At 72.4% G+C, this 20,671-nt stretch carries 16 protein-coding genes; 6 read left to right on the top strand and 10 right to left on the bottom strand.

Features of this window, described 5'->3' with window-relative positions; genetic code table 11:
• Window positions 1-292 precede the first annotated feature (292 nt).
• Window positions 293-1,900, top strand: coding sequence for an amino acid permease (locus ACGFYV_RS20980; RefSeq protein ID WP_393879913.1), 1,608 nt, complete (start codon window positions 293-295; stop codon window positions 1,898-1,900).
• A 129-nt stretch (window positions 1,901-2,029) separates the two neighbouring features.
• Here ACGFYV_RS20980 and ACGFYV_RS20975 read toward each other — a convergent pair whose 3' ends face one another.
• The gene (locus ACGFYV_RS20975; RefSeq protein ID WP_393879912.1) at window positions 2,030-2,716 is read right to left on the bottom strand and encodes a TetR/AcrR family transcriptional regulator; all 687 of its coding nucleotides are present in this window, start codon (window positions 2,714-2,716) and stop codon (window positions 2,030-2,032) included.
• A 321-nt stretch (window positions 2,717-3,037) separates the two neighbouring features.
• Between ACGFYV_RS20975 and ACGFYV_RS20970 the strand changes: the two genes are divergently transcribed.
• The 4 genes from ACGFYV_RS20970 to atzF are packed head-to-tail and all read left to right on the top strand — an operon-like array spanning window position 3,038 to window position 9,766.
• Entirely contained in the window at window positions 3,038-3,799 is a 762-nt protein-coding gene (locus ACGFYV_RS20970; RefSeq protein WP_393879911.1) for an urea amidolyase associated protein UAAP1, read from the top strand.
• A complete protein-coding gene (locus tag ACGFYV_RS20965; RefSeq protein ID WP_393879910.1) occupies window positions 3,796-4,524 on the top strand; it encodes an urea amidolyase associated protein UAAP2 in 729 nt (242 codons plus the stop codon). The genes ACGFYV_RS20970 and ACGFYV_RS20965 overlap by 4 nt, the downstream gene beginning before the upstream one ends.
• 5 nt (window positions 4,525-4,529) lie before the next feature.
• The gene (gene uca / locus ACGFYV_RS20960) at window positions 4,530-8,120 is read left to right on the top strand and encodes an urea carboxylase (protein WP_393879909.1); all 3,591 of its coding nucleotides are present in this window, start codon (window positions 4,530-4,532) and stop codon (window positions 8,118-8,120) included.
• Window positions 8,117-9,766 (top strand): allophanate hydrolase, encoded by a 1,650-nt coding sequence (atzF, locus tag ACGFYV_RS20955; RefSeq protein ID WP_393879908.1) that lies wholly within the window; start codon window positions 8,117-8,119, stop codon window positions 9,764-9,766. Before uca ends, atzF begins: the two co-directional genes overlap by 4 nt.
• 102 nt (window positions 9,767-9,868) lie before the next feature.
• Here atzF and ACGFYV_RS20950 read toward each other — a convergent pair whose 3' ends face one another.
• Entirely contained in the window at window positions 9,869-11,515 is a 1,647-nt protein-coding gene (locus ACGFYV_RS20950) for a purine-cytosine permease family protein (protein ID WP_393879907.1), read from the bottom strand.
• 308 nt (window positions 11,516-11,823) lie between these two features.
• Between ACGFYV_RS20950 and ACGFYV_RS20945 the strand changes: the two genes are divergently transcribed.
• The gene (locus tag ACGFYV_RS20945; RefSeq protein ID WP_393879906.1) at window positions 11,824-12,645 is read left to right on the top strand and encodes a hypothetical protein; all 822 of its coding nucleotides are present in this window, start codon (window positions 11,824-11,826) and stop codon (window positions 12,643-12,645) included.
• Here the strand turns inward: ACGFYV_RS20945 and ACGFYV_RS20940 are convergent.
• The 8 genes from ACGFYV_RS20940 to ACGFYV_RS20905 form a co-directional block, all read right to left on the bottom strand.
• Window positions 12,604-13,842 carry a 4-hydroxybenzoate 3-monooxygenase gene (locus ACGFYV_RS20940; protein WP_393879905.1) on the bottom strand — a complete coding sequence of 413 codons (1,239 nt, stop codon included), beginning with the start codon at window positions 13,840-13,842 and terminating at the stop codon, window positions 12,604-12,606. The genes ACGFYV_RS20945 and ACGFYV_RS20940 overlap by 42 nt on opposite strands.
• Entirely contained in the window at window positions 13,842-14,993 is a 1,152-nt protein-coding gene (gene pcaD / locus ACGFYV_RS20935) for a 3-oxoadipate enol-lactonase (RefSeq protein WP_393879904.1), read from the bottom strand. Before pcaD ends, ACGFYV_RS20940 begins: the two co-directional genes overlap by 1 nt.
• Window positions 14,990-16,597 carry a lyase family protein gene (locus ACGFYV_RS20930; protein WP_393879903.1) on the bottom strand — a complete coding sequence of 536 codons (1,608 nt, stop codon included), beginning with the start codon at window positions 16,595-16,597 and terminating at the stop codon, window positions 14,990-14,992. Before ACGFYV_RS20930 ends, pcaD begins: the two co-directional genes overlap by 4 nt.
• A complete protein-coding gene (gene pcaG, locus ACGFYV_RS20925; RefSeq protein ID WP_393879902.1) occupies window positions 16,584-17,168 on the bottom strand; it encodes a protocatechuate 3,4-dioxygenase subunit alpha in 585 nt (194 codons plus the stop codon). Before pcaG ends, ACGFYV_RS20930 begins: the two co-directional genes overlap by 14 nt.
• Window positions 17,168-17,929 carry a protocatechuate 3,4-dioxygenase subunit beta gene (gene pcaH, locus ACGFYV_RS20920; protein ID WP_393879901.1) on the bottom strand — a complete coding sequence of 254 codons (762 nt, stop codon included), beginning with the start codon at window positions 17,927-17,929 and terminating at the stop codon, window positions 17,168-17,170. Before pcaH ends, pcaG begins: the two co-directional genes overlap by 1 nt.
• 70 nt (window positions 17,930-17,999) lie before the next feature.
• Entirely contained in the window at window positions 18,000-19,205 is a 1,206-nt protein-coding gene (locus ACGFYV_RS20915) for a thiolase family protein (protein WP_393879900.1), read from the bottom strand.
• Window positions 19,202-19,849 carry a CoA transferase subunit B gene (locus tag ACGFYV_RS20910; RefSeq protein ID WP_393879899.1) on the bottom strand — a complete coding sequence of 216 codons (648 nt, stop codon included), beginning with the start codon at window positions 19,847-19,849 and terminating at the stop codon, window positions 19,202-19,204. Before ACGFYV_RS20910 ends, ACGFYV_RS20915 begins: the two co-directional genes overlap by 4 nt.
• Window positions 19,846-20,604: a CoA transferase subunit A gene (locus ACGFYV_RS20905; protein WP_393879898.1), complete on the bottom strand. Its 759-nt coding sequence runs from the start codon at window positions 20,602-20,604 to the stop codon at window positions 19,846-19,848. Before ACGFYV_RS20905 ends, ACGFYV_RS20910 begins: the two co-directional genes overlap by 4 nt.
• Window positions 20,605-20,671 lie beyond the last annotated feature (67 nt).

Raw genomic sequence — 20,671 nt, 5'->3', positions numbered from 1 at the left:
CCTCACCGTGGCGCGGACGGCGCCGTGGTGAGGCTCGGGCCGGACTTGCGGGCCGGACTCGCGGCTCGGACTTGCGGCTCGGACTTGCGGGCCGGACGGCAACTGATCGCCGTGCGCGGCTTCATAACGTCGCGCCCCCGTACCGCCCCCGCTCTCTGCGGGCTCCTGCCCCGTCCGCGGTATCGCTAACGGCGGGGACACGGCCGCGATATCCGGCAGAAACAGGGCGTCCTTAATTTCTGTCGAACGACAGGAATCTCGCCGGGACATGCCACCGCGACAGGGGACCGCCATGACCGTGACCACCGATCCCACACCGCCCACACCACCCGCACCGCCACCCACCGGCACCGCGGACGACGGATCGCTCGCCTCCTTCGGCTACGACCAGGAACTGCGGCGGCAGATGGGGCGGTTCGCGTCCTTCGCCGCCGGGTTCTCCTTCATCTCCGTCCTGACCACGGTCTTCCAGTTCTTCTCCCTCGGCTACTCCTTCGGCGGCCCGCTGTTCCTGTGGACCTGGCCCGCCGTGCTCGTCGGGCAGCTGCTCGTCGCCGCCTGCTTCGCCGAACTCGCCGCCCGTTATCCGATCTCGGGAGCGATCTATCAGTGGTCGACCCGCCTGAGCAGCCCGGTCTTCGGCTGGTACACGGGCTGGATCATGGTGGTCGGCCAAGTGGTCGTGGTCGCCGCCGCGGCCCTCGCGCTGCAGGTCGTGCTGCCCGCGATCTGGTCCGGCTTCCAGCTCGTCGGCGGCGACCCGGCGCCCACGACGGCGACCGGGGCGGCCAACGCCGCCCTCCTCGCCCTCGTCCTGCTGGCGCTGACCACGGTCGTGAACGTCCTCGACAACCGCGTCATGTCGGTCGTCAACCGGGTCGGGGTCACCGCGGAGATCATCGGCGCGATCCTCATCGTCGTCCTGCTGTTCACCCATGTCGAACGCGGCGCCGGTGTGACGCTGAGGACAGGCGGCGAAGGCGGCCCGGTGTCGGCGCTGCTGGTCGGCTCGTTCACCGCCGCATACGTCCTCATCGGCTTCGACAGCGCGGGCGAGATGAGCGAGGAGACCCGCAGCCCGCGCCGCACCGCCCCGCGGACCATCCTCAGCGCCCTCGCCTCGGCAGGCGTCCTGGGAGGCCTGCTGCTACTCGGCGGTGTCCTCGCCGCGCCCAGTCTCTCCGACGGCCGCCTCGCCACCGAGGGACTGAGCTACGTCCTCACCAGCAGCCTCGGCGACGGCGTGGGCAAGGTACTCCTCGCCGACGTGGCCGTCGCCATCGCCGTGGCCACGCTCGCCATCCAGACCGCCGGTACCCGGATGCTGTTCTCGATGGCCCGCGACGGGATGCTGCCCTTCTCCGCGCGACTGGCGAAGGTCTCGCCGCGCACGGGTATGCCCTTTACCCCGGCCCTGGTGGTCGGTGTCCTCGCCGCGGTGCTCGCGCTGCTCAACCTGGCCTCCCCGGAAGCGTTCCTGGCCATCGGCACCACGTGCATCGCGATGCTCTACCTCGCGTACGCCGGAGTCACCGTGCCGATGCTGGTCCGGCGGCTGAGGGGGCAGTGGCCGACGACATCCGCCGGCGAGCACGACGAGCTGGGCAGGCCACTGTTCTCCCTCGGCCGCTGGGGTCTGCCGGTCAACGTGCTCGCGGTCGGCTACGGGGTGCTGATGACGGTCAATCTCGCCTGGCCGCGGGCCGAGGTGTACGACCCGGCGGGAGGCCACTGGTACTTCCAGTGGTTCACCGTCCTGTTCGTCGTCGCCACGATCGCCGTCGGTGCGCTCTATCGCCTGCGCGGAGGGGCGGCCTCGATGGCGAACGGCCGTGATCCCGGGGGCGCGGGTGAGGCCGAGCACGACGCCGAGCCCGAGGCCGAGGCCGTTCGAGCGTGAACGGTCAGCCGTCGGCAGGGCGAGGCGCCGAGCGTGTATGAGCCATGACTCACGCCTCATGCGTCACGAGTCAAGCCCATGAGCCGCGTCGGTATGAGCCGGCCCGGTCCGCGCCCGGAGGGCCCTTCGTCACCCCCGCGCCGCGAGGAGCTGCTGCCCCTCGCGGCGCAGCCGTGCCAGGCGGCGCTGTGGTACGCCCGCGATCCGTAGCGCCGCGTCGGCCGTCGCCTCCGCGAGGGCCTGCGCGGCCCGTGCCGGGTCGGCACGCCGGATGAGGATCACGCCTTCGGTCAGGCCGAACAGGAGGTCCGTACGGACGGCGAGGTCCTCCTCCCCGAACACCGCTCCCGGCTCCGTACCCGCCAGCAACTCACCGTAGGCGGCCTTGAGTTCGGACCGGACCTGACGGAACACGGCGAAACGCTCCGTCTGCACCTCGGGGAGCAGGTACAGGGCCCCCGGGTTGTGCGGGCCGCGGCACAGCAGTATGACGTCGGCGTGGCACAGGGCCCACAGCCGCGCCTCCGCGACCGCCTCGGTACGGGCCACCAGCTCGCGCGCGACCTCCAGCGAGGGGCGGACGGTCCCTTCGAGCAGGGCGGCCAGGATCGCTTCCTTGCCGTCGAAGTAGTGGTACAGGGACGCCTGGCGCAGACCGGCCCGCTCGGCGACCGCCCGGGTGGAGGTCGCGGTGTAGCCGCGCGTGGTGAACAGTTCGGCGGCGGCGGCCAGTACCTCTTCGCGCGGCTCCAGCCCGCTGGCGGGACGCTCCTGGGCGCGCGGGCGGCCGACTCTTCGGGTGGTTGGCGGGCTCACCCCATGATCCTCGCACAGGTCAAGGAGACAGACGCAGAGTCAGCCCGCGAGATCCCCAAGGACCGGACTCCTTGCGTGAGTTGCCGGTTACCGCCGCGAAACGAACGGGCAATGGTTCCGACTCGCCCGGACCCTAATTTCTGTCGTACGACAGAAATGCATCGAGCCGGAGGTCAAGCCGTGGCGACAGCCCCAGCGACAGCGTCAGTGACAGGGCCAGCGTCGGTGACAGGGCCAGCGACAGGCGCAGCGTCAGCGACAGCGTCGGCCCATGGTGCCCGCGACCATGCCCGCGCCCAGGAGGGCACGAAGTCCGCCACCATGCCCGTACTGCCCGCGAGCAGTTGGCCGGCACCCCCTCGGGGCATCGACGCCGAGGATCTCGTGTGGGCCGAGACCGTGGCGGGCGGCAACTACACCCACAAAATCCTCGCCCGCGGAACCGAGTTGAGGCTGACCGACCTCACCGGCGACGCGTGCGCGCACGTCCTGCTGTACAGCGCCGACCGCCCCTGGGAGCGGCTGAACGCGGCCGACACCGTCAAGGTGCTCTGGAACGCCTACCTCGGCCCGGGGCACCTGCTCCTGTCCGACCAGGGCCGGGTCCTCGCCTCCGTCACGCAGGCCACCTCCGGCCGGCACGACGCGCTCACCGGCACCTCCACCCTCGCGCGCAACACCGAGCGGTACGGCGCCGGGACTCCGGAGTCCTCCTCACCGGCCGGGCGCGAGCTGTTCAAGCTCGCCGCCCTCAAGAACGGCCTCGGCCCGCGGGACATCCCGCCGTCCGTCTCCTTCTTCCAGGGGGTACGGATCGCCGCGGACGGCACCACAGAGTTCACCGGCTCGGCGGGTGCCGGCGCGTCCGTCACGCTGCGCGCCGAACAACCCCTGACCGTCCTGCTCGCCAACGTCCCGCACCCGCTGGACCCGCGCCCCGCCTACACCTGCGGGCACCTGGAGGTCCTCGCGTACCGCGCCCGGCCGACCGGCCCCGCGGACGCGCTGTGGGACGCCACGCCCGAGGGCCGACGCGCCTTCCTGAACACCGTCGACCACCTCACCGCCAGGGGGATCGCATGACCACCACAACCGCCCGCACCGACCGCGTCGACCCCACGGTCCCCGCCCGCGTCGAGCCCGACCTCACCGCCCCCGCCCTCGCCGACCCCACCGTCCCCACCCGCTCGGGTCGCGTCGTCTCCGATCGCACCGTGCCCCCCCGCGCCGCCTGGTCCGCCGTCGTCCGCAAGGGCCAACTGCTCACCATCACCGACCTCCACGGCAACCAGGCCGTCGACTTCCTCGTCTACGACGCCCACGACACCTCCGTGCGCTACAGCGCCCCCGACACCATCCAGGCCCAGGGCGCCCTCTTCCTGACCACAGGCTCGGTGCTGCTGTCCAACGAGCACACCCCGCTGATGACCGTCGTCGCGGACACCTGCGGGCGGCACGACACCATCGGCGGCGCCTGCTCCAAGGAGTCCAACACCCTGCGCTACGGGCACCACACCTGGTCCCAGCACGCCTGCGTGGAGAACTTCCTCGCCGAGGGCGCCAAGCACGGCCTGGCCAAGCGCGACCTGGTCTCCAACATCAACTGGTACATGAACGTGCCGGTCGGTCCGGACGGCACCCTCGGCATCGTCGACGGCATCTCGGCACCGGGCCTGGAAGTCGTCCTGCGAGCCGAGACCGACGTCATCGCGCTGGTCTCCAACTGCCCGCAGATCAACAACCCCTGCAACGGATTCGACCCGACCGCCGTACGGATGACCATCACCGAGACGGACGAGAGCAGCTGAATCCCATGACGTTCGACACCCTGCTGGTCGCCAACCGCGGCGAGATCGCGTCGCGCATCATCCGTACCGCCCGGCGACTCGGCCTGCGCACCGTCGCGGTCTACTCCGACCCGGACCGCGGAGCCGCGCACGTCCGGCTGGCCGACGAGGCCGTACGGCTCGGGCCGGCACCCGCGAAGGACTCCTACCTCGACGCCGATCTGGTCCTGAAGGCCGCCAAGGACACCGGCGCGGGCGCCGTCCATCCCGGCTACGGCTTCCTGTCCGAGGACGCCGGCTTCGCCCGCCGCTGCGCCGACGCGGGCCTGGTCTTCGTCGGCCCCACCCCCGAACAGCTGGAGCTGTTCGGCGCCAAGCACACCGCTCGCGCCGCCGCGCAGGCGGCGGGTGTCCCGCTCGCCCCCGGCACCGGGCTGCTGCCCGACGTGGAGACAGCCGTCGCGGCGGCCGAGGAGATCGGCTACCCGGTGATGCTCAAGGCGACCGGAGGGGGCGGCGGCATCGGCATGCAGGCGTGCCACGGCGCCGCCGACCTCGCCGACGCCTGGGAGCGGGTGCAGCGCCTGGCCGCCGCCTCCTTCTCCTCGGCAGGCGTCTTCCTGGAACGGCTCGTCGAGCGCGCCCGCCACGTCGAGGTGCAGGTCTTCGGCGACGGCGAGGGCCGCGTCGTCACCTTCGGCGACCGCGACTGCTCGCTGCAGCGTCGCAACCAGAAGGTCCTGGAGGAAGCCCCGGCGCCCGGACTCCCGGACGCCGTGCGCCGGCAACTCGCGGACTCGGCACGGGACTTGTGCGCGTCCGTGCACTACCGCTCCGCCGGCACGGTCGAGTTCGTCTACGACGCCGACCGCGAGAGGGTCTACTTCCTTGAGGTCAACACCCGCCTCCAGGTCGAACACCCGGTCACCGAGGCGATCTACGGCGTCGACCTGGTCGAGTGGATGCTGCGCCTCGCGCAGGGGGAGACCGCGATCGTCACCGCGCCCCCCGCGCCGGAGGGCCACGCCGTCGAGGCGCGCGTCTACGCCGAGGACCCCTCCCACGGCCACCGCCCCAGCGCGGGCCTGCTGACCCGCGTCACCTTCCCCGAGGACATCCGTGTCGACACCTGGGTGGAGACCGGCACCGAGGTCACCACCTCCTACGATCCGATGCTCGCCAAGGTCATCGCGTACGGCACCGACCGTGCCGAGGCCCTCGACAGGCTGGACGCGGCGCTCGCCGCGACCCGCCTCGACGGCATCGAGACCAACCTCGGCCTGCTGCGCGCCGCGCTCGACGACACCGACGTGCGCGCCGCCGCCCACACCACCGCCTCGCTCGACACGATCAGCGACCCGACGCCGCGCATCGAGGTCGCCGCGCCGGGCACCCTGACCACCGTGCAGGACTGGCCCGGACGCACGGGCCACTGGCAGGTCGGCGTACCCCCGTGCGGGCCGATGGACGACCTGTCCTTCCGGCTCGGCAACACCGCGCTCGGCAACGCCGAAGGCGCGCCCGGCCTCGAATGCACCCTTCAGGGCCCCACCCTCCGCTTCACCCACCCGACGACGGTCTGCGTCACCGGCGCCCCCGCGCCGGTGACCATCGACGGCGCCGCCGTACCGCAGTGGGAGCCGGTCACAGTCGAGGCCGGGCAGACGCTCGCCGTCGGGGCACCCGACGAGTACGGCCTGCGCACCTACGTGCTGTTCGCGGGCGGCCTGGACGTACCGGAGTTCCTGGGCAGCGCGGCCACCTTCACCCTGGGCCGGTTCGGCGGGCACGGTGGCCGCGCCCTGCGCGCGGGCGACGTCCTGCACGGCGGCGAACGGCGTACAAAAACCTCCGCCGTCCCCCTCGACCGGCGCCCCGCGTTCGGCGGCACCTGGCTGATCGGCGCGGTCGAAGGCCCGCACGCCGCACCCGAGTTCTTCACCGACGACGACATCCACGACTTCTACGCCGCCGACTGGAAGGTGCACTTCAACTCGGCACGCACCGGTGTACGACTTATCGGACCCAAGCCGCGGTGGGCGCGCACCGACGGCGGAGAGGCGGGCCTGCACCCGTCCAACATCCACGACACGCCGTACTCCGTCGGCGCCGTCGACTACACCGGGGACATGCCCGTCCTCCTCGGCCCCGACGGGCCCTCGCTCGGTGGCTTCGTCTGCCCGGCGACGATCGTGACCGGACAGCGCTGGAAACTGGGCCAGCTCCGTCCCGGCGACACGGTCCGCTTCGTCCCGGTGACCACCGAGTCCGCCACCGTGCTGCGACGGAACCCCGCCGCGACCCCGCGCGCCGATCGCGAGTGCGTCGTGGACGGCGGCATCCTCGCCCGGCTGGAGGAGACCGGGACCCGCCCGTCGGTCACGTACCGGCGCAGCGGTGACGACAACCTCCTCATCGAGTACGGACCGATGCACCTCGACCTGGCGCTGCGCATGCGGATCCACGCGCTCGCGCAGGCGCTGGCCGGGCAGCGGCTCGACGGCATCGCCGACCTGACCCCGGGCATCCGCTCCCTCCAGGTCAAGACGGACCCCGACGTCCTGCCGCAGGGGAAGCTCCTGGAGATCGCGCTGCGGGTGGAGGAAGAACTCCCCGCCCCCGACGAGCTGGTGGTGCCCAGCCGGATCGTGCACCTGCCGCTGTCCTGGGACGACCCGGCGACCCGCGAGGCCATCGCCCGCTACATGGCGGGCGTGCGCGACGACGCCCCCTGGTGCCCCTGGAACATCGAGTTCATCCGCCGCGTCAACGGCCTGGAGACGGTCGACGACGTGTACCGCACCGTCTTCGACGCCGAATACCTGGTCATGGGCCTGGGCGACGTGTATCTGGGCGCGCCGGTCGCCACACCGCTCGACCCGCGGCACCGGCTGGTCACGACCAAGTACAACCCGGCCCGCACCTGGACCGCCGAGAACTCGGTCGGCATCGGCGGTGCGTACCTGTGCGTCTACGGCATGGAGGGCCCCGGCGGCTACCAGTTCGTCGGGCGCACCACCCAGGTGTGGTCGCCCTGGCAGCAGCGCGGTGCCTTCGAGCCGGGCAGGCCCTCGCTGCTGCGCTTCTTCGACCGGATCAAGTGGTACCCGGTCGAGGCGGACGAACTCCTCGAACTGCGCGCGGACATCACGTCCGGCCGGTTCGTCCCGAGGATCGAAGAGGGTTCCTTCTCCCTCGCCGAGTACCGCGGGTTCCTCGCCGAGAACGCCGAGGCGATCGACGCCTTCCGGGCCAGGCAGGGCGCAGCGTTCGGCGCGGAGCGCGACGCCTGGGAGGAAGCGGGCGAGTTCGCCCGAGCCGAGGTGGTGGCCCAGGCCGCCGCCCCGTCGGCCGGCGACGTCCCGGTCCCCGACGGCGGTCACCTGGTCGAGGCCGAGTTCACCGCCTCCGTCTGGCAGGTCAACGTCGAGGTCGGCGAGCGCGTGTCGGCCGGACAGCAGCTCCTCGCGCTCGAAGCGATGAAAATGGAGTCGCGGGTCCCGGCCCCCGCCGACGGCGTCGTCGTGAAGATCCTGACCAGACCGGGCAGCCAGGTCGAGGCGGGCACCGCGCTCGTCGTCCTCGCCCCTTTCGAGCCCGTGGAGGCAGCCGCATGATCACCGCGGTGGAACGCGTGCGGGCCGCCTACGCGCGCATCGCGCAGGTGGACCGTCCCGAGGTGTGGATCGGCCTGCGCCCGCAGGCCGAGACGGAGGCCGACGCCGCCGAGGTCGACGCGAAGGCCGCCGCCGGCGCGCGGCTGCCGCTCGCCGGGACCGTGCTCGCCGTCAAGGGCAACATCGACGTGGCCGGGCTCCCGACCACCGCCGGCTGCCCCGCCTACGCGTACGAACCGGACGCCGACGCCCCGGCCGTGGCCCGTCTGAAGGCGGCCGGCGCGGTGGTCCTCGGCACCACGAACCTCGACCAGTTCGCGACCGGACTGGTCGGCACCCGCAGCCCCTACGGGGCGGTCCGGGGCGCCGTCGACCCGGAACGCGTGTCCGGCGGCTCCTCGTCCGGCTCGGCGGTCTGCGTCGCCCTCGGCATCGCGGACATCGCGCTCGGCACGGACACCGCGGGCTCGGGCCGGGTCCCGGCGGCCTTCAACGGCATCGTCGGCCTCAAGCCGACCATCGGTCTGGTCCCGACCGAAGGCGTCGTCCCGGCCTGCGCCTCGCTCGACTGCGTGACGGTGTTCGCCCGTACGCTCCCCGAGGCCGAGCGGGCACTGTCCCTCATGGCCGCACCGTCCGGGCGCGCCCTGCCGGCGCAGGCGGTCCGCCGCCCCGGCCCGTGGCGGATCGCCGTTCCGGAGCACGGGCAGCTCGGCGAGCTGGACCCGGGCTGGGCCGAGGCGTTCGACGCGGCGGCCGAACAGCTCGCCGACGGGGGCGCCGAACTGCTGCCCGTCGATCTCACGCCGTTCACCGAGGCGGCGGCGATGCTGTACGAGGGCGCGTTCGTCGCCGAGCGCTACACCGCCGTCGGCGCCTTCGTCGACGCGCACACCGGCTCGCCGGACCTCGACCCGACCGTGGCCGGGATCATCTCCCGGGCCGGGACCATCCCGGCTCACCGGCTCTACGCCGACCAGGAGAAGCTGGCGTCGCTCCACGCCCGTGCCATGGCCTGCCTGGGCGACGCGGACGCACTGCTGCTGCCGACGACACCCGGCCACCCCACCATCGCCGAGGTCACGGCCGACCCGCTGGGCGCCAACGCGCGGCTCGGCCGTTTCACCAACTCGACGAACCTCTTCGACCTGGCGGCCGTGGCCGTCCCCGCGGGCGACGTGGCCGGGCTGCCGTTCGGCGTCATGCTGATCGGCCCGGCCTTCACGGACGAGCGGCTCGCACGCATCGCCGGGCTCCTCACCACCCCGCCCCTGCGCCTCGCCGTGATCGGCGCCCACCTGTCCGGACAGCCCCTGAACGCAGAACTGCTCGCCGCGGGCGGACGGCTGGTGCGTACGACCACGACCGCGCCCGCCTACCGGCTGTACGCGCTGGACACCCTGCCGCCGAAGCCGGGCCTTGTCCGGGTCGGCGAAGGCGGCGCCGCCGTCGAGGCGGAGGTGTGGCAACTGCCCGCCGAGGGACTGGGCGCCCTCCTCGCCGCACTGCCCCGCCCGATGGCGCTCGGAAGCGTCGAACTCGCCGACGGAACCTCCGTGCCCGGCTTCCTCTGCGAGCCCCAGGCCGTCGAGGGCGCCCGGGAGATCACCTCGTACGGCGGCTGGCGCGCATACCTGGGTTCATGATCCCGCGGCAACCGTGGCCGCAGAAGGCCACGGTTGCCGCAGGGGGGCACGAACAATCCACAACTTCGGGGAAGCGCTGAGCGTCCCCGTCCGTGGTGCCGACTACACGGCGGCCGGCAGCACATGGGCGCCGGTCTTGTCCGTGCTCAGGCACAGCGAGCACACGACCGCGTCGTGGGCGACACAGGCGGTCACGTCCGGGCGTTCGTACGACTGGCGGCACACGTGGCAGTCGAAGGTGACCGCGCTCGGGTTGCCGTCCGCGTCCAGCAGGGGCTCGTCGATACCGTCGTCGGTGCGGCGCAGGTAGTACCTGCCCTTCGTGGCGACGGCCGTCAGCGGGGTGAGGACGAAGGCGATGGCGGCGGCGGCCACGGGGGAGTACGGCTGCAGAGTGTCGCCCAGTAGGTGGAAGTACATGGCGATCGACAGGCCCGAGGCGGCGACGAAGGCCACGACACCGACCGGGTTGACGGCGTACAGCATGCCCCGGCGGAACTCCGGCTGGAGCGGGGACAGTTTCAGCAGGTACTTGTTGACGCCGATGTCGGTGGCGACGGTGACCACCCAGGCGATCGCGCAGTTCGAGTAGAAGCCGAGGATGCTGTTGAGGAAGCTGAACATGTCGGCTTCCATCAGGGCCAGCGCGAAACCGAGGTTGACGAGGACGAAGACCATACGGCCGGGGTAGTGCCGGGTGACCCGGGTGAAGGAGTTCGTCCAGGCCAGCGAACCGGAATACGCGTTCGTCACGTTGATCTTGATCTGGCTGATGACCACCAGGGCCACGGCCAGCGGGATCACCAGCCAGGACGGCATCATCGCGTCGAAGGCGCCGCGGAACTGCTGGATCGGCTCCGTCGCTGCGGCCGGGCCGACCTTCGCGAGGATGTAGACGGCGAGGAACACGCCGATACCCTGCTTGAGCGCACCCAGCACCACCCAGCCGGGGCCGGCCATGACCACGGCGGTCCACCATGTGCGCCTGTTCTTCGCGGTCTTGGGCGGCATGAACCGGAGGTAGTCGATCTGCTCGCCGATCTGCGCGATCAACGACAGACACACGCCCGCCCCGAGCAGCACCGGAGCGGTGCCGATGCCGCCGTCGCCGTCCGTGCCGGCGTAGGAGAGGAAGCGGTCGACCGTGCCGGGGTCGGTGGCGATCAGGTAGACCAGCGGGCCGACCATCAGCAGCAGCCAGACGGGGGTGGTCCACACCTGGAGCTTGCTGAGCGCCTTCATGCCGTAGATCACCAGCGGGATGACCATGAGGGTGGAGACCAAGTAGCCCAGCCACAGCGGCAGTCCGAGGCCGAGTCTGAGCCCCTGGGCCATGATCGAGCCTTCGAGGGCGAAGAAGATGAAGGTGAAGCTGGCGAAGATGATGCTGGTGAGCACCGAGCCGTAGTAACCGAACCCGGAACCGCGGGTGATCAGGTCGAGGTCGATGTTGTAGCGGGCGCCGTAGTAGGCGAGGGGGAAGCCGGTGACGAAGATGACGACGGCGGCCACGGCGATGGCCACGAGCGCGTTGCCGGTGCCGTGCGCCAGGCCGATGCCGGCGCCGATGGAGAAGTCGGCCATGTAGGCGATGCCGCCGAGCGCGGTGGTCGCCACGACCATCGGGGTCCAGCGGCGGTAACTGCGGGGAGCGAAACGGAGGGTGTAGTCCTCCAACGTCTCCTTGACCGCCTGGTCGCCGGCGATTTCCGTGTCCGACGCCTGTGGCCGTGACTGGGTGGTACTCATGCCTGCGCCTCCCGATGACGCTGGTGCGGGTGCCTCGATGAAGGGACGTACCCCGCTTGGCGTCATCGGCAGGACGGGGGAGCCGACGGCCCGTCACGCACCGCGAACAGCCGTCCGCACGGCTCGGATCCCTTGGCCAGTCACGCTAGGTAGCCGTTGTTAACGTCCCTTCCCGCCGTCGTGAACGCGAGGTTTCCGAGAACTCACCTGCTGCGTTACGGCCGTTGCCCGGCCCGGGTGTGAAACCGCCCCCGGTCGCACACCGGGCGTGCGGACGGGCTCCACCGGTCTCTGCCAAAATGGTGTCCATGGCGGAGGAGGAGTCCATACCAGGCAGGGGCGACCGCCACGACCGGCGCCGGGACGTGATCGCCGCGATCGTCACGTGCGTGGCGATCGGAGCCGCGGTCGTGCACATGGTCGCTCCCGGCCTCAAGATCGACGCGGTCACCGCGGTGTTCCTCGCGGTGGCCGTGGTGCCGTGGCTGGGTTCCCTGTTCGACAGCATCGAGCTGCCCGGAGGGACGAAGCTGCAGTACAAGCAGCTCGTCGACCGCATCGAGGCGGCCGAGGAACGCACCGCACAAGCAGGCTCCGCGGCCGACGACGCGTCACGCACCGCCCGTCTCGCCTTCGTGTCCACCGGCGGGCCGGACGACGAGGGGACCGCCGGCTCCACCGCGAGCGAAACCGTCGCGCAACTGGCCGCCGAGTACACCCAGGCACGCGACGACATGGAGAGCGGCCCCGAGCGCACCAGCCTCATGGAACAGATCTTCGCGGACCTGGTGACCTTCACCCGACGTGACCGGGACTTCGACGTCGAAGGCTCACTCACGTCCGGCGACCCGGGCACCCGGCTCGCCGCCTACGCGCGCCTGTACGCGCGCCCCGAGGACGACCACCTCGACACACTGCTGGAGACCGTCCTCGGAGACGAGCCGCTCGCCTTCAGCCAGTACTGGGGCTTGCAGGCGATCGACGCCGTCGTGGACGCGGAGGGCGCGGGCAGGATGCGGCTGGAGGACATCGACGCACTGGAGGCCTGCCTGCCCCGCCTTCCCCGTGACAGCGACCGCATCGGCGTTCTAAGGCGCCTGCTCGCCAAGATCAGGGCCCGTGGGCGCTGAAGCCACGGCTCCCGGACGGCCCGGCAGCGCCACGCCCACGTAGTTGTGGGCGAGTTCCGCCGCCGCGTGCGGGGAGGACGCGATGCGGGCCAGCTGGGAGAGCTGCAGCCGGGTCTCGAACGGGGACTGGTCCGGGGCGGCGTGGAGGGTGGTGGTCATGAAGTACGAGAAGTGCTCGGCCCTCCAGATCCGTTCCAGGCAGGTGTCGGAGTAGTCGTCCAGCAACCGCGTCGAGCCGCTCTCGTGGAGATGGACGAAGGCCTTGGCGAGGAGGGCGACGTCCGTCGCGGCGAGGTTGAGGCCCTTGGCGCCGGTCGGGGGGACGATGTGCGCCGCGTCACCGGCCAGGAGGACGCGTTCGTGGCGCATCGGCTCGGTGACGTGGCTGCGCATCGGCAGCACGGACTTCGCGGTGACCGGGCCCCGGGCCAGCTTCCAGCCGGGAGCCTGACGGGTCGCCAGGCGGGCGTCCAGCTCGTCCCAGATCCGGTCGTCGGGCCAGTCGGCGACGTCGGTGCCGTTCGGCACCTGGAGGTAGAGGCGGGAGACGCTCGCCGAGCGCATCGAGGCGAGGGCGAAGCCGCGCGCGGAGTGGGCGTAGATCAGCTCGTCGTACACGGGCGGCGCTTCGGCCAGGATGCCGAGCCAGGAGTACGGGTACGTGCGCTCGTAACTACGCCTCAGGTCCTCGGGTATCGCGTTCCTGGTGACGCCGTGGAAGCCGTCGCAGCCGACGACCCAGTCGCACCGCAGCGTGTGCTCCGCGCCTTCGTGGACGTAGCGGACCGCCACTTCGTCCGCTGACTGCTCGACCGCCCGTACCTCGGCCTCGAACAGGAGCGGGCCGCCCTCGGCGAGCTGAAGGGCGATCAGGTCCTTCACCACCTCGGTCTGCGCGTAGACCATGACGCTCCGCCCGTCCGCCAGGCCGGGGAAGTCGATGCGGTGCGCGCGCCCGTCGAAGCGCAGTTCGATGCCGTGGTGGACGATGCCTTCCTGGTCCATGCGCTCTCCGGCACCGGCGGCGCGCAGCGCGTCGACGGTGGTCTGTTCCAGGATCCCGGCCCGCTGGCGCTGTTCGACGTAGGCGCGGTCGCGCGCTTCCAGGACGACGGAGTCGATGCCCGCCCGGTGGAGCAGACGGGCGAGCAGCAGGCCCGCCGGGCCCGCGCCGACGATGCCGACGGTGGTGTGCATCAGTGGTCGTCCTTCTCTTCGTCGAGAACCTTGTTGGCGACGGCGAAGGCCGCGTTCGCGGCCGGTACTCCGCAGTAGACGGCGCTCTGCAGCAGGACCTCGCCGATCTCGTCCGCGGTGAGGCCGATCCGGAGGGCGGCGCGCACGTGCATGGCCAGCTCCTCGTGGTGGCCGCCCGCCACCAGTGCGGTCAGCGTGATACAGCTGCGGGTTCGGCGGTCCAGCCCCGGGCGGCTCCAGATCTCGCCCCACGCATAGCGGGTGATGAAGTCCTGGAAGGGCCTGCTGAGCCTGGTCGTCCGCTGGACGGCCCGGTCCACATGGGCGTCACCGAGGACCGCGCGGCGCACGGCCATGCCGTCGGCATGGCGGCCGGCGTCGTCGCTCGCCGTCGCGGCGAAGTGGCCCTGGAGCGCGGTGAGAACGGCACGCGGCTGCTCCACCGGAGCCAGGTGGCCGGCGGAGGGGATCTCGACCAGGCCCGCCCCGGGGATGCCGTCCGCGAGTGCGCGGGCGTGCTCGGGCGGGGTGGCGGTGTCGGCGCGGCCCGCGACGACGAGTGGCGCGGCGGTGATCCGGTCCAGGCGGTCGCGGAGGTCGAAGGCGGCGAGCGCCTCGCAGCAGGCGGCGTACGCGTCCGGGTCGGCGGCACGCTGGTCCGCGACGAGCGCGGTGGCCGCGCTGCCGGTGAATCCCGGGGTGAACCAGCGATCCCGGGCCGTCGCGGCCAGCGCGGCGGTGCCCTCCGAGCGGACCAGCGCGGCGCGGTCCAGCCAGGCCTGCGGCTCGCCGAAGCGGGCGGACGAGCACACCAGCGCCAGCGCGCCGATCCGCTCGGCGTGATGGACCGCCAAGTGGGCGCCGACGGCGCCGCCGAGGGAGATGCCCGCGTAGGCGAATCGGTCCAGCCCGAGGTGATCTGCGAGGTCCAGGACCAGGCGGCCCAGGTCGGCCACGGTGCAGCCGGGGCCGATCAGGTCGGCCCGCGAGCCGCCGTGGCCCGGCAGGTCCCAGCGGACCACCTGGAACTGCCGTGCCAGCGCGGGTACATGGGCGTCCCAGACGGCGAGGGAGGTGCCGAGCGAGGGGCCGAGGAGCAACGCGGGCGCGTCGGCCGGGCCGTCGAGGGTGAAGTGCGGGAGGTCGGTCATGGGGTGTTCCTTGACGGCGGATTGGGGGTGCGTGCGAGGGCGCGGTCGACGAGCGCGGCTGCGGCTCCCAGGTAGTCGGTGGGGTCGAGAAGGCTGCTCAGCCGGTGCGGGGCGAGGCGGCCGGCAAGGGCGGGATCGGCGGCGGGTTCGGCGGGTTCGGCGGGTTTGGTGGGTTTGGTGGATTCGGAGGGTCCGGAGGGTTCGGAGGGTCTGGCGGGTTCGGTGACTTCGCTGAGTTCGGCGGAGAGGGCGTCGTCGAGGCTCAGGCTCTCGGCAGAGGCGCGGTGGGCGGCGCGGGTCAGCAGGTGCTTGGCCTCCTGGCGGCCGAGGACCTCGCCGAGTTCGGCCACGAGTCGCTCGCTGACGATCAGGCCCCGGGTGAGGTGGAGGTTGTCGAGCATGCGGTCCGGGAACACGCGCACGGTCTCGGTGAGTTCCGCCGCGGCACGGGCGGCGCCGCCGGTCAGGCGGAGCAGCGCGCGCAGCGGCTGCCACTCGGCGTGCCAGGCACCGGCCGGGCGCTCGTCCTCCGCGACGAGGGAACCGAGCAGCGTGGCCGCGAGCGCGGGAGCCTGGCGCGCGGCGGCGGCCACGAGGGTGGCCCGGACCGGATTGGCCTTGTGCGGCATCGTGGAGGAGCCGCCGCCCGCGCCTTCGGCCAGCTCACCGATCTCGGTCCGGGACAGGAGAAGAACGTCGGCGGCGAGTTTGCCGAGGGCGCAGGCGGTGAAGGCGAGGGCGTTGGCGAGGTCGGCGACGGGGGTGCGGAGGGTGTGCCAGGGGAGGTCGGGGGAGGGGAGGCCGAGTTCGGCGGCGTACGCGGTGAGGAGGTGGAGCGCGGGGGCCGTGTCCGGCCGCTCTCGCAGCTCCTCGCGCCCCTCGTGTTCCGTGCGCTCCTCGCGCGCCTCGTGTTCCTTCTGCTCCCCTTGCTCCTTGCGCTCTCGGAGTTCCTTGCGCTTCCCGTGTTCCCGGGATGGGAGCGGGCTGAGCGCGGCGAGTGTGCCGGCGGCGCCGCCCAGTTGAGCCGGGAGGCGTACCGCGGAGAGGCGGTCCGCCGCGTCGAGGGTGAGGCTGCGCCAGCCCGCGGCCTTGAGGCCGAAGGTGGTGGGGACGGCGTGCTGGGTCAGGGTGCGGCCGGGCATCGGGGTGTCGCGGTGGTCGCGGGCCAGAGCGGCGAGGGCGTCGGCGGCGCGGTGCAGGTCGGTGAGGATCAGTGGGACGGCGCGTGTGGCCATGAGCACCATGGCCGTGTCCATGATGTCCTGGCTGGTCGCGCCCCGGTGCACGAACGGCGCGGCCTCGGCGGGGACGGCGGAGGTCAGATCGGAGACGAGTGGGATCACGGGATTGCCACCCGCGCGGGCGCGCGTCGCGAGGTCGCGCAGGTCGAAGCGTTCGGCGCGGGCCGCGGCCGTCACCGCCTCGGCCGCCGCGGGCGGCGCCTGGCCGACGGCGGCTTGGGCCCGGGTGAGCGCGGCTTCCGCGTCGAGCATGGCCTGCAGGACCGCGACGTCGCCGGTGGCCGTCTCCACCGGGGTGCCGACTCGACCGGGCGTGAGCAGACCGGCATCGGCCCACGCGGGAGGAGACTCAGCGGAAGTCAAGGAAGACCGTCTCCTTCTCGCCCTGCAGGTGGATGTCGAAGCGGTACGCCCGCGCGGACGTCTCGGCGGCGACGAGCGTGGCGCGGCGCCGCGCGGGGAGCGAGGCGAGCAGAGGGTCGGCGTCCAGGTCCGAAGCCGGGTTCGGGTTCGGGTCCGGGTCCGGGTCGGGAAGGTAGACGCGGGTGAACAGGTGGTGCAGCAGCCCGCGGGCGAAGACGCAGACGGAGAGGTAGGGCACGCCGCCCGGCCGCAGGGTGTGCACGGTCCAGGAGCCGTCGGCGTCGGTGGCGACGCGGGCGAAGCCGGTGAAGGTGTGACCGTCGCGGCCGGCGAAGCCCCCGGTGGTCTGGTCACGGCGCAGCGAGCCCGGTGCGCCGCGGCGGTCGCCGTCCGGTGCGGGCTGCCAGAACTCGATCAGCGCGTCGGGGACCGGTTCGCCCGCGCCGTCCAGGACGCGGCCGTGCACGACGACGGCGTCGGGGTGTCCGGCGGGGACCGTCGCTCCGCCGTCGGGGAAGGGCAACGCGTAGCCGTAGAAGGGGCCGACGGTCTGCGAAGGCGTGGGGAGCATCAGCGTCCCTCCTCGATCCAGGTGGCGGCGGGGCCGTCCAGGACGATGTCCCAGCGGTAGCCGAGCGACCACTCCGGGACGGACAGGTCGTGGTCGTAGGCGGCCACGAGCCGGGCGCGGGCCGCGTCGTCGGTGACGGACTGCAGGATGGGGTCGTAGGCGAAGAGCGGATCGCCGGGGAAGTACATCTGCGTCACCAGGCGCTGCGCGAAGGCGGTGCCGAAGAGCGAGAAGTGGATGTGGGCGGGGCGCCATGCGTTGGTGTGGTTCCGCCACGGGTAGGCGCCCGGCTTGACGGTGGTGAAGCCGTAGCGGCCCTGGTCGTCGGTGAGGCAGCGGCCGACGCCGGTGAAGTTGGGGTCGAGCGGGGCGGGGTGCTGGTCGCGCTGGTGGGCGTAGCGGCCCGAGGCGTTGGCCTGCCAGACCTCGACGAGCTGGCCGCGCACGGGGCGGCCGTCGCGGTCGAGGACGCGTCCGGTGACCGTGATGCGCTCACCGAGGGGCTCGCCGTGGTGCTGGCGGGTCAGGTCGGCGTCCTGCGCGGTGATGTCGGTGACGCCGAAGACGGGGCCGGACAACTCGACCGCGTCCGGGTCCTTGAGGGAGACGAGCGGCTGCCGCGGGTGACGCAGGACGCTGCTGCGGTAGGGCGGGTAGTGGCGGTCCGGGTGATGGCGGACCTCGCCGGCGCTCGCGGCCTCGGCGTAGGCGGCGGCCTGCGCGGCGATCTCGGCGGAGATCTCCTGCTGGGTGGGCGACATGGATGACATAGATGACATGGGTGACATGAGGCCGGGCTGCCTTTCCGGCCGGGTGGGCGACATGAGGGGACTACCTTTCCAGGACGAGGGCGAGGCCCTGGCCGACGCCGACGCAGAGCGTCGCCACTCCGACGCCGCTGCCGGCCGCCGCGAGCTGGTGGGCGACGGTTCCGGCGAGGCGGGCGCCGGAGGCGCCGAGGGGATGGCCCAGGGCGATGGCACCGCCGCGCGGGTTGAGGACGGCCGGGTCGATCTCGGGCCATTCGGCGAGGCAGCCGAGCACCTGGGCGGCGAAGGCCTCGTTGAGCTCCAGCGTGGTGAGGTCGGCGAAGCCCCGGCCGGCCTTGGCGAGGGCGCGGGTGACGGCCTCGACCGGGCCGAGGCCGAAGTGGTGCGGCTCGATGCCGGTGACGGCGCTCGCGCTGACGCGGGCGAGCGGTTCGCGGCCCAGGCGCGCCAGTCCCGCCTCGTCGCACAGCAGCAGCGCGGCGGCGCCGTCGTTGAGCGGGGAGGAGTTCGCCGCGGTGACGGTGCCGCCGACGGCGCGGAAGGAGGGCTTCAGCTGGGCCATCTTCTCGAGGGACGCGTCGGGGCGTACGCACTCGTCCCGGTCGACGGCGACCGTCCCGCCCTTGCGCCGCGGCACGGCGACGGGCACGGTCTCGGCGTCGAAGAGGCCGTCCGCCCAGGCCCGCGCCGCCTTGCGGTGACTGGCGAGCGCGTAGGCGTCCTGCTGCTCACGGGTGATGCCGTGCTTCTCGGCGACGAGTTCGGCGGATTCGCCCAGCGGCACGGTCCACCGCGGCTCCATGCGGGGGTTGACCATGCGCCAGCCCAGAGTGGAGGAGTACAGCTCGGCGTGCCCGGCCGGGAAGGCGCTCCCGGACTTGGGCAGCACGTAGGGCGCGCGGGACATGGACTCGACGCCGCCGGCGACGGCGATCGACGCGTCACCGAGGGCGATGGCTCGTCCGGCCTGGATCACGGCCTCAAGGCCGGAAGCGCACAGCCGGTTGACGGTGACACCGGGCACGGTGACGGGCAGCCCGGCCAGGAGCGCGGCCATGCGGGCGACATCACGGTTCTCCTCGCCCGCGCCGTTGGCGTTGCCCATGTAGACGTCGTCGATCAGCGCCGGATCCAGCTGCGGGGTACGGGCGAGCAGTTCCCGGAGCACGTGCGCGGCCAGGTCGTCGGGGCGCACGGGGGCGAGCGCGCCGCCGTAACGGCCGACGGGGGTCCGTACGGCGTCGACGATGTACACGGCCCGGGTCATCGCGCCGCCCCGATGCGCACGTGCACGGCCGCGGCGGTGCGGTTCGTGATGTCGTCCGGCGTGATCCCGGGCGCGGTCTCGACGAGGACCAGACCGTCGTCGGTGACGTCGAGGACGCCGAGGTCGGTGATGACGCGGTTCACGCAGCGCCTGCCGGTGAGCGGGAGCGTGCACTCCTCGACGAGCTTCGGGGAACCGTCCTTGGCGGTGTGCTCCATCAGCACGATCACCGTGCGGGCGCCGTGCACGAGGTCCATCGCACCGCCCATACCCTTGATCATCTTTCCGGGGATCATCCAGTTGGCCAGGTCGCCGCGGGCGGAGACCTGCATGGCGCCGAGGACGGCGGCGTCGATGTGGCCGCCACGGATCATGCCGAACGACAGGGCGGAGTCGAAGAAGGACGCGCCCGGCAGCGTGGTGACGGTCTCCTTGCCCGCGTTGATCAGGTCGGGGTCGACCTCGTCCTCGGTCGGATAGGGGCCGACACCGAGCAGCCCGTTCTCCGACTGGAGCACCACGTCCACGCCCTCGGGCAGGAAGCTGGGCACCAGCGTGGGCAGGCCGATGCCGAGGTTGACATAGGTGCCGTCGGTCAGCTCGCGGGCGGCGCGGGCCGCCATCTCGTTCCTGGTCCAGCTCATCGGCTGCGCACCGTCCTCTGCTCGATGCCCTTGTCGGCGGCCTGGTGCGGCGTCAGTTCGAGGACGCGCTGCACGAAGACGCCGGGCACGTGGATCTCGTCCGGGTCCAGCTCGCCCGGTTCGACCAGCTCCTCGACCTCGGCGAGGGTGGTGCGGCCGGCCATCGCGGCAAGGGGGTTGAAGTTGCGGGCGGCCTTGTGGAACACGAGGTTGCCGTGCCGGTCGCCGCGTGCCGCGCGGACGAGGGCGAAGTCGGTGGTGATGCCTCGCTCCATCACGTACTCGCGGCCGTCGAAGACACGCACCTCCTTGGCCGGGGAGGTGAGCGCGACGGAGCCGTCCGCGGCGTAGCGCCAGGGCAGGCCGCCGTCGGCGACCTGGGTGCCCACGCCCGCCGGTGTGAAGAAGGCCGGGATGCCGCAGCCGCCCGCCCGAAGCCGCTCGGCCAGCGTTCCCTGCGGCACGAGCTCCAGCTCCAGCTCACCGGAGAGGTAGCGGCGGGCGAACTCCTTGTTGGCGCCGACGTAGGACCCGGTGACGCGGACGATGCGGCCGGCCGCGAGCAGGACGCCGAGCCCGCCGCCGTCCACGCCGCAGTTGTTGGACACCACGGTCAGTTCGTCGGATCCGTGCCGGTACAGCGCGTCGATCAGCACGTTCGGCACGCCGCTCAGCCCGAAGCCCCCGACGGCCAGGGAGGAACCGCGGCCGATGCCGGCCACCGCCTCCTCGGCCGAGGGCACCACCTTGTCCATCACCCACCTCCCGCTCGACCAGGGCTGTTCGCCTAGTGAACTTTCCTTCATAATCTGTGCCGCGGAG

Source organism: Streptomyces sp. NPDC048297 (assembly GCF_043201585.1).
In the GTDB taxonomy this organism is placed as follows: Bacteria; Actinomycetota; Actinomycetes; order Streptomycetales; family Streptomycetaceae; genus Streptomyces.
The sequence above is the reverse complement of the archived record's forward strand: the minus strand, read 5'-3'. Positions and strand labels throughout refer to the sequence as shown.

Excerpts from the sequence above, each read along its gene's own strand:
- ACGFYV_RS20950 (WP_393879907.1), bottom strand. The coding sequence starts at position 11,515 with ATGAGTACCACCCAGTCACGGCCACAGGCGTCGGACACGGAAATCGCC.
- ACGFYV_RS20970 (WP_393879911.1), top strand. The coding sequence starts at position 3,038 with ATGCCCGTACTGCCCGCGAGCAGTTGGCCGGCACCCCCTCGGGGCATC.
- uca (WP_393879909.1), top strand. The coding sequence starts at position 4,530 with ATGACGTTCGACACCCTGCTGGTCGCCAACCGCGGCGAGATCGCGTCG.
- ACGFYV_RS20905 (WP_393879898.1), bottom strand. The coding sequence starts at position 20,604 with ATGGACAAGGTGGTGCCCTCGGCCGAGGAGGCGGTGGCCGGCATCGGC.
- ACGFYV_RS20915 (WP_393879900.1), bottom strand. The coding sequence starts at position 19,205 with ATGACCCGGGCCGTGTACATCGTCGACGCCGTACGGACCCCCGTCGGC.
- pcaG (WP_393879902.1), bottom strand. The coding sequence starts at position 17,168 with ATGCTCCCCACGCCTTCGCAGACCGTCGGCCCCTTCTACGGCTACGCG.
- pcaH (WP_393879901.1), bottom strand. The coding sequence starts at position 17,929 with ATGTCGCCCACCCAGCAGGAGATCTCCGCCGAGATCGCCGCGCAGGCC.
- pcaD (WP_393879904.1), bottom strand. The coding sequence starts at position 14,993 with ATGACCGACCTCCCGCACTTCACCCTCGACGGCCCGGCCGACGCGCCC.
- ACGFYV_RS20910 (WP_393879899.1), bottom strand. The coding sequence starts at position 19,849 with ATGAGCTGGACCAGGAACGAGATGGCGGCCCGCGCCGCCCGCGAGCTG.
- ACGFYV_RS20940 (WP_393879905.1), bottom strand. The coding sequence starts at position 13,842 with ATGCACACCACCGTCGGCATCGTCGGCGCGGGCCCGGCGGGCCTGCTG.
- ACGFYV_RS20965 (WP_393879910.1), top strand. The coding sequence starts at position 3,796 with ATGACCACCACAACCGCCCGCACCGACCGCGTCGACCCCACGGTCCCC.
- ACGFYV_RS20945 (WP_393879906.1), top strand. The coding sequence starts at position 11,824 with ATGGCGGAGGAGGAGTCCATACCAGGCAGGGGCGACCGCCACGACCGG.
- ACGFYV_RS20980 (WP_393879913.1), top strand. The coding sequence starts at position 293 with ATGACCGTGACCACCGATCCCACACCGCCCACACCACCCGCACCGCCA.
- atzF (WP_393879908.1), top strand. The coding sequence starts at position 8,117 with ATGATCACCGCGGTGGAACGCGTGCGGGCCGCCTACGCGCGCATCGCG.